The following is a 7,179-nucleotide window of genomic DNA, read 5'->3' on the forward strand; positions in this document are numbered from 1 at the left end:
GGTGCGGCGGCGGCCGGGAGCGCGAGGGATCGAGGCTCCCCCTCGATCGGACCCCGCGCGAGGTGCCCTCCCGGCGGTGCGCGCCCGCTGGCCGTCGCACCTGGAGGGCGGAGGCTGGAGCCGCGTCGTCGGCGATGCGGCTCTAGCGGGCCTCGGCAGTCAGTCACGGCTCGGGGGCTGGGAGCCAACGGTGTGGGCCAGAGCCCAACTTCACCTGCTTTGAGGGTAGAAGGAAGGCTGGAGCATCGGAAGTGGCAATTGGTCGGCACCTGCATGCGGCTGGCCTCTGGCGGTGGCGGAGGTCAGTGGGGCCGGCGCGGCCCGGCGGCCTGTGCCCGTGCTGGCGTCGGTGATGTGACGGAGGCGGTCTGCCTTGCCTGCTCACGCCGAGCCGCCGCGTTCCAGCGCATCTGCTGAGACCGCAACCGCATTTCCGCAGTCTCCGCCTGCAGGTTACGGGCCCGGTCGCAAGCCTGTTGGGCGAGGAGGCGCAACCGCTGGTGGTCCTCGGACGCCCCGGCCACCTGAACTCGCTCAGCGGCATCGCTCATAGTCACTCCGCAGCGTGGAGAACAGTCGCAGTACATTTTGCCTCTTGAGAGGCATGCAGGGCAGGGCGCATTCCCAGGCACGGCGGCGCAAAGCAACCGCACCGGGATCAGGCCCGCTAGTCCCAGCTCGGACGCCAGGGAACAAGTAACCCGCCAGTAACTACTAGGGGCTCGCTGCGGGGGTGGGCACGACCGGCAGGCCGGCTTCGGCCGCTGCCGCGACACCGGCCGCGACCACTGGCTGAGGCGCCTCTCCGCTCGGTCGCCAGAAGCAACCCGTCCAGGTGCCCGGTGGTCTTATCGGGCGTCGTGCTCAGAGGATCAGCCTCTGTCGACTCGTACCGGTAACCGACTGAAAAGAGTTCAGCCCATGAAGCTCGATCCCGACCTCTGCCTGGACGTTCCGGAGGGCTTCGACGACACGGACGCCGATAGTCAAGTGCATCCCATTGCCAGGAAGCTGTTCTTCGCCGCAACTGCCGCGGATTCCTTCAGGAAGGCCCATGAGTGGGTGGGTGAACACAACGTCCGCTTGGCAGATCTTTCATGGGATTTCCAGCACGGCGAGGACGAGCCCTACGTGCTGGGCATCTATTTCATCTTCGAGCTGGACCCCGAAGACGCCTGACCGAGATACCGGCCTGGGCGTCCCCACTGGACCCGTCTCCGCGATCACGAGCGGAGCCGGATGAGGAGGCGAGTCTGCTCGGCCAGGTCGATGAACTGCACTGCGTACTCCAGGGAAGGGAACGGGCGAAGCCGCCCGGCTGACGGGTGGAAGCGGGAGAGGGTTACGCGGTGGTGCCGTAGTCGTCCTGCTGGGGGGCGTGCTTGGCGACGGCGCGGGTGGTGATGGCCTTCGACGCGCGGGCGGAGGAGGCGGACAGGTCCTCTGCCCCGGGTTCGAGGTACCACGGGCGCAGGTCGAGCATGGCGGCGCGCATGCCGGTGGCGAAGCAGAGCGCGGTGCCCTTGGGCAGGGCGCGGATGGCGTCGGCGGGCAGGATCCGCTCCTGGCGCATCGACACTGAGGTCGACTTGCCGGACTCGGAGTGTGAGGTGGAGGTGGTCTCCACGTCGTGGTCGCCGATCAGCCTAGACAGCTTGTCGGCGAAGTCCGGGTCGTCGATACCTGCCCCGATGACCTTCACGGTGGAGGCGGACCACATGGCGTCCATGCCGGCGTCCCCCCAGACCTTCTGGCCCTGCCGGTAGGACTGGAGGATCGTGATCGGGATGATGCCGCGGCTGCCGAGGTGGGAGTAGAGGTCCGGCAAGTCGCTGATTTTGCAGACGTTGGCGGCCTCGTCGAGGATCGCCAGCATCGGCGGGTCAAGCCTGCCGCCCGCGCGCTCAGCTTGGGCGGTCGCGGCCCGCATCACCGAGTCCGCGCACGCCGCGATCAACGCGCTTGCCCCGCCGCCGCCGTCCTTGCTCAGCAGGAACAACGTGTCGGTGGAGGTGACGAACTGCGCGGGGCGGAACTCGGCGACGTCCTTCTGTGGGGTCACCCAGGCCGCGATCTCGGAGTTGAGCAGTGCGGCGGCGTACTGGCGGGCGGTTTCGAAGATGCCGTCCCTGGTCTCCGGCGGCCCCTCGACGGTGCCCTTGAGCTGGGCGGCGACGGCAGCGAATCCATGGTCACGGAGGATGTCGAGCGGGGTGCGGTCGGCGGGGAAGGCGAGCCAGGCCATGATGTCGGTGATCGGCCTCTCGTCGAGGGCGGCGGCCAGGAGCAGCTGGCTCAGGATGTTGCTGCCGGCCTTGCTCCAGAAGTCGCCCTGCGCGCTCGCGTCGACGCTCGCGGCCAGGAAGTGGCCCGCCAACCTGCCCGCGCCGTCGAGGGTTTTCGCGCTGGCGAGGGGATTCCACCACATCTCGCGGGCAGCGTGGGCGATCTGCTGCGGGTCCATCGTCCACACCCGCCCGGCCTCGGCTCGGGCGGCGTAGGCGGTGGTGAAGGCGTCACCGGCGGCCTTGTTCGAGGTCAGCAGGACCGGGCCGGGTGCGGCGAGCATGGAGGGGATGGCGAGTGAAGTGGTCTTGCCGGACCGGGGAGCCATGATCGCGACGGCGACGTCCTCGAAGCCCATCCGCACCTCGTGGCGGCTGCCTTGGAGGTTGCCGAGCAGGATGCCGGTGTCCTTCGCGTCGATGCGCTTGGCGTCCTTCAGGCTCGGGCGCAGGGAACGGGCCTTGGTGGTGATCGCCTTGGCCATCAGCGGCTCGATGTCCCGGGCCTTGGCCATGTCTGTGATCTTCTTCCGTCCGCCGCTGCGGTTCTTGTGCCGGGCCCACAGGACGCCGGCCGCTGCTCCGAGGGCCAGGAGGAGGAGCACGGGCACGATGCGGGTGCCGATCAGCAGGGACGTTTCCCCTGCCCGGGGCCACAGCCGTTCGGGGTGGAGCAGGGCGTTGGTCGGCTGGTACGGCGCCCAGGCGGCGTCGGTGAGGTAGGCGGTGATGTTGCCGGACAGCCAGGCGAGGTGGGACAGCGGGACGACGATCGCGAGCACTCCGAACAGGAGGCGCAGGACGAGGTCGTACCCGTCGGTGGAGTTGCTGGAGGAGGGGGGCAAGGGTTTCGTGCTTCCGGGCGGGGACGAAGGGGGTCAGCGGCTGCGGCCGTTCTTGACCGCTGGATGTCGCACGGAGTTCGGGATCACCGGTGGGCTGGCGCGCCGGGCGGCGAGGGAGTGGACGCGCTCTTCCAGGGCGGAGGCGATCTGTACGGCGGGTATTTCGCGGCGGGTGACGGTGATGAGCTTGGGGCTGTCTGGCGGGCGGCTGCGCAGAGCGTCGGCGCGTGGCACGGGGGCCGGATCGGCGAGGGCGGTGGTGAACGCGGCGATCAGGTGTGCAGGGGTGGCTGCGTCGAAGCGGGCCTGCCATAGCCGCTTATGCAGGCCGAGCGTGACGGTGACGAACCAGGCTCCTGGATCATTCGGTGTTCCCAGGCGCTCGACGTACGCCGTCTTGTCGGGCGATACGAGGCCGTTGTCCCCGTACGGTGATCAGCCGACCTGCTGGAGCGGTTCGTACGGGTCACAGACCGGGCTCGCCACTGAGACCGGGTCGGTGAGGGTGTCGGTGATGGCGGCGATGAGTTCGCCGGGGGTGTGGGCACCGAAGCTCGCGGACCAGGCGGGCCGGCCGGGCTCTGGTGTGTGCTGGAGGGTCCACCACTGACCGTTGGGGTCGGGCTCCAGGCGCAGGAGCGCCTTCTGGTCGGGGCTGGAAAGGATCACGCGGGGCATCAGAGGGTCGTTGCCGTAGCTCCAGCCGCAGGCGCGGTGGAGGGGGACAGTGACCCAGGCGGGATCACCGCCGCCGGCCAGGTGACGAGGTGCGATGAAGTCGACCCCGACGGTCTCGGGAGTCGGGGGCACGGTCACTTCCGAGCCGCGGTGCGCCGGGCGGGTACGCGGGCCGGTGCGGGGGCCAGCGGTGAACGGGCCTTGCGGGCGGCGGTGTTGATCTCCTGGAGGGCCTTGCCGTGGGTGGCCCAGTCGTCGAGGTAGCTCCATGATTCGGCGTGATGCTCGGCGAGAGCGTCGTCGAAGTCGGTGGTGCCGGGTTTGGCGGTGAGGGGGAGGGCGTCTCGGGTTTCCAGCCACTGCTCGTGCAGTTCGTCGAGCTGGTCGAGGGCATCGCCCAGAACGCCCAACTGGTAGCCCCAGCGGCTCTGGACCGTGTTCTCCGCCAGCTGGGCCAGCTGTGTCTGGGCCGTGTCCAGCAGGTGGCGGGCGCCGTAGCGGAGCGGCTCGAACGCCGTGAGGGTGTCGGCATCGCGCTGGCTGGCACGCAGGCCGTAGGCGTGGTCGTCGTGGGGCCAGCCGTCGAGGTCGGTGTGCGCCTCGGAGTAGGCGTCCCAGGCGTCGAGGATTTTCTTGCTGTCCGTCACGTAGTGGTCGAGGTGGCGTAGGAAGTCGCGGTGTGCGTGTTGGTCGATGGAGATGAGGTCAAGTCCTGTCGGTTCAACGGCGGGCAGCCAGCCGGGCTGGGCCGGTGTTCGCCGGGGGCGTCGCGGGTTTCGTCTGCTGCCTGCGGGTGGAGCGTGCTTGCGCGCGGAGGGCTTTGAGGCGCGTGGTGTGGGCGTCGACCACCTGCTGTGGGCGCGGCGGGCTGGGCTCCTGTACGGCGCTGTAGTGGCCGGTGCGGTCGTACATGCCGCGCTGGAGCGGGCTGGGGTCGACCAGCGTGGTGAGGAACGATGCGACCAGGTGGGCGGGGGTGTGCTCGTCGAAGTAGGCGTGCCAGATGCGCGGGCCGGGAAACTCTCCGTGGCCGGGCTCGCGGGCCTCGACGTGCCAGGACGGCTGATCGCGGAATTCACTCAGCGGGCGCAGGTTGATGTGACACATGGAATCTGGCGAGCGTGCTGTGCCGTCGGGGGCGCGGTGCCAGCCCGCCGAGGTGACCGGTTGCCACGGGTCCAGTTCCTGGGGCGGCGCGGCGATGAGGGCGTCGGTGAAGCCGGTGAGGACCTCGGCGGGCACGCGTTCGCCGAACTCGGCGTACCAGCCCGGCTCGTGGTCGGTGGGCTCGGCCCGCAGCCGCCACCACGCGGAGGTGGCGGACTGCGGGTCGAACTGGAGCCGGTGGCGAAGGTCGGGGCTGCGCAGCACGATCTCGGCACTCAGCGGGTCGGAGACGGCCTTCCATCCGGCGGCGGCCAGGCCGTGGGTGACGTGGCGGGCATCTCCTGGCCCGGCGAGGTGGCGGGGGCTGGTGTCGAACGGGATCTGCCAGGCGTGCTGGTCGGCGAAGGCGGCGAGCTGCCCTTCGCTCACCGCCACCAGCAGCACTCCGGCTCGCTCGGGGCGGCGCTGCCGCTGCCGTACAGGTCGCGGAGGTCGTCCAGGACGTAGTGCAGGGTGTGCTGGTCGGCCTGCTCCCCGGCGGCGGTGCGCAATTCGTCGACCAGGAGGTCGGTGGCCGCACCGCGTGGTGTGTCGGGGTGGTCCTGCACGGCGCGGCCGAGGGCGCGCAGGGTGTCGGCGAATTGGACGGGAAGGCCCGTGTATTCGTCCAGGAGAGGCTCGACGAGGGCGTGGGCTTCAGCGGGGTCGGGGTTCTCGCGCAGGTAGTCGGTGAGGTCCGACAGTGCTTCGGTCAGGGTTCGGATGGTGTCCGGGGTGAGTGCGGGCATCGGGCTCCTTGGAACGGGGGTTGCGGGTCAGCGGCGGGTCCGGGCGCCGCCGGCCGGGGTGGAGGGACGGGCGCTGGTGCGCGGACGGGTACTGCGGGCGCTGTTACAGGCCCAGGTGGCGGCGCGGGCGGCGGCGATCCGGGCCTGCTGCCACGCCCTGAGCTGGGAGGGTTTGACGGAGACGGACCAGGTACGGATCTGCGTGCTGTGCGGCACGCGTCCGCGCGGGCGCATCACGGGATCGGGGCCGGCGAGTTCGGTCGAGAAGGCTTGCACCAGGTGCATCGGCGTGTTCGGCGTGAAGTCGGCCGTCCAGCCGTTGCCCTGGGTGTCCCTCGCTCCGGTCCACCACATCGCCGAGCCGTCGGCGCCCTGGCGGTACTGCATCCACGCGGTGCCGTCGGGGCTGGTCGCCGTGTAGTCGTCGCCCTCGACACGCGTGTGCCAGTCCTGCTCCTGCAACGGTGCCCAAATGTTGGGGGCGTGGGCGGATCGGGGACGGTGGAGGGCGTCAGTCAGACCGGCGACGATCTCCACCGGCGTCTGCCGCCCCAGGTGCGCCGACCACTCGCCGTTGGGACCGTCTGCCTTGCCGTGGATGGTCCACCCGCCGGGCAGGACGTAGGGGTCGTAGGCGACCCGGACCGTGCGGTCCGGGCTCTCCATGAGCATGGGGCCGCCCGTCTTGGATTTGTCCCGCCAGCCCGAGGCGCGCAGGAACTCCGAGACGTGCCGGACGTCGCCGCCGCCGGCCAGGGAACGGGGCTGCACGAGGTGGTGCTGCTCGGGCTGCTCGCCTGGCCCCCAGCCCTGCCACTGCTGCTTCTTCACCGGCGCCGCCGGACGACGAGCGGTGCGGGTGCCGGGGGTTTCGCCGCAGTGGTGGCGGGCTGGGTGCCGACGCGCTTGAGGGTGTCTTGGTGGTCATCCAGGGCGAGGGTGATGTCGTGCAGTTCGTTCGAGGCGCGGCCCAGAGCGAGCCACACTTCCGCGGGCAGAGCGCCTCGCTCGGCCTGGTCCTTGGCGAACATGCTGCTGGTGGCGACGAGGTGGGTGACGCCGCCGAGGACTCCGCTGTCCGGGTCGAGAACGCGGGCGATGACCTGCGCGGCCTGGGGCGGGGGAAGCTGCGAGAGGTGGTCGGCGAGCTGGCCGAGCTGGCGGGTGATCTCATCGGCCAGCCGCACCGGATACGGAGTGGGGTGAGTCATGTTCCTCCAGGTCGGGGAGGTCAGTAGTGGTGACGGTGGCCCATGCGCTGGGACTCAGCGAGGACGGCCTTGGGGCGGGCTCCGGCCGGCGGGGAGGTGCGGTCGGGGCCGGTCGGGGTGCAGGCGCGCAGGTAGCGGCGGAACAGGGCGGTCGCGAGTCGGGGTGTGAGCCGGTGGCTGATCGGTGGGGGTGTGCGGGCGGTGACGGGTTTCTCCGGGGATCGGGCGGTGTGGGCGGGGGGGGCCCGCGGGGGGGCGGGGCGCC

General features: G+C 70.6%; 9 protein-coding genes and 2 pseudogenes. 1 reads left to right on the forward strand and 10 read right to left on the reverse strand.

Annotated elements, in window-relative coordinates:
• Positions 1–921 precede the first annotated feature (921 nt).
• On the forward strand, positions 922–1,179 hold the full coding sequence (locus tag ACFQ7F_RS44785) for a hypothetical protein (RefSeq protein ID WP_383285188.1): 258 nt from the start codon (positions 922–924) through the stop codon (positions 1,177–1,179).
• Between the two features lie 163 nt (positions 1,180–1,342).
• Here the strand turns inward: ACFQ7F_RS44785 and ACFQ7F_RS44790 are convergent, their stop codons facing one another.
• The 10 genes and pseudogenes from ACFQ7F_RS44790 to ACFQ7F_RS44835 form a co-directional block, all read right to left on the reverse strand.
• A complete protein-coding gene (locus ACFQ7F_RS44790; RefSeq protein WP_383285191.1) occupies positions 1,343–3,130 on the reverse strand; it encodes a type IV secretory system conjugative DNA transfer family protein in 1,788 nt (595 codons plus the stop codon).
• A 33-nt stretch (positions 3,131–3,163) separates the two neighbouring features.
• Positions 3,164–3,364, reverse strand: a complete 201-nt coding sequence (locus ACFQ7F_RS44795; RefSeq protein WP_383285194.1) for a hypothetical protein — start codon at positions 3,362–3,364, stop codon at positions 3,164–3,166.
• 9 nt (positions 3,365–3,373) lie between these two features.
• Positions 3,374–3,526, reverse strand: a pseudogene (locus ACFQ7F_RS44800) (DUF317 domain-containing protein); the annotation flags it as partial.
• A 39-nt stretch (positions 3,527–3,565) separates the two neighbouring features.
• A complete protein-coding gene (locus ACFQ7F_RS44805; RefSeq protein WP_383285197.1) occupies positions 3,566–3,940 on the reverse strand; it encodes a DUF317 domain-containing protein in 375 nt (124 codons plus the stop codon).
• A gap of 2 nt (positions 3,941–3,942) precedes the next feature.
• Positions 3,943–4,455 (reverse strand): hypothetical protein, encoded by a 513-nt coding sequence (locus ACFQ7F_RS44810; RefSeq protein WP_383285200.1) that lies wholly within the window; start codon positions 4,453–4,455, stop codon positions 3,943–3,945.
• A 73-nt stretch (positions 4,456–4,528) separates the two neighbouring features.
• Positions 4,529–5,350, reverse strand: a complete 822-nt coding sequence (locus ACFQ7F_RS44815) for a DUF317 domain-containing protein (RefSeq protein ID WP_383285203.1) — start codon at positions 5,348–5,350, stop codon at positions 4,529–4,531.
• Entirely contained in the window at positions 5,341–5,703 is a 363-nt protein-coding gene (locus tag ACFQ7F_RS44820; RefSeq protein ID WP_383285206.1) for a hypothetical protein, read from the reverse strand. Before ACFQ7F_RS44820 ends, ACFQ7F_RS44815 begins: the two co-directional genes overlap by 10 nt.
• A 27-nt stretch (positions 5,704–5,730) precedes the next feature.
• The gene (locus ACFQ7F_RS44825; protein WP_383285208.1) at positions 5,731–6,534 is read right to left on the reverse strand and encodes a DUF317 domain-containing protein; all 804 of its coding nucleotides are present in this window, start codon (positions 6,532–6,534) and stop codon (positions 5,731–5,733) included.
• A complete protein-coding gene (locus tag ACFQ7F_RS44830) occupies positions 6,531–6,914 on the reverse strand; it encodes a hypothetical protein (RefSeq protein ID WP_383285211.1) in 384 nt (127 codons plus the stop codon). The genes ACFQ7F_RS44825 and ACFQ7F_RS44830 overlap by 4 nt, the downstream gene beginning before the upstream one ends.
• A gap of 20 nt (positions 6,915–6,934) precedes the next feature.
• Positions 6,935–7,179: pseudogene (locus ACFQ7F_RS44835) on the reverse strand (hypothetical protein); the annotation flags it as partial.

It is taken from the genome of Streptomyces sp. NPDC056486, assembly GCF_042795295.1.
GTDB lineage: Bacteria > Actinomycetota > Actinomycetes > Streptomycetales > Streptomycetaceae > Streptomyces.

Bases quoted from the DNA above. Each gene is read 5' to 3' on its own strand.
- ACFQ7F_RS44785 (WP_383285188.1), top strand. From the start codon at position 922: ATGAAGCTCGATCCCGACCTCTGCCTGGACGTTCCGGAGGGCTTCGAC.
- ACFQ7F_RS44820 (WP_383285206.1), bottom strand. From the start codon at position 5,703: ATGCCCGCACTCACCCCGGACACCATCCGAACCCTGACCGAAGCACTG.
- ACFQ7F_RS44830 (WP_383285211.1), bottom strand. From the start codon at position 6,914: ATGACTCACCCCACTCCGTATCCGGTGCGGCTGGCCGATGAGATCACC.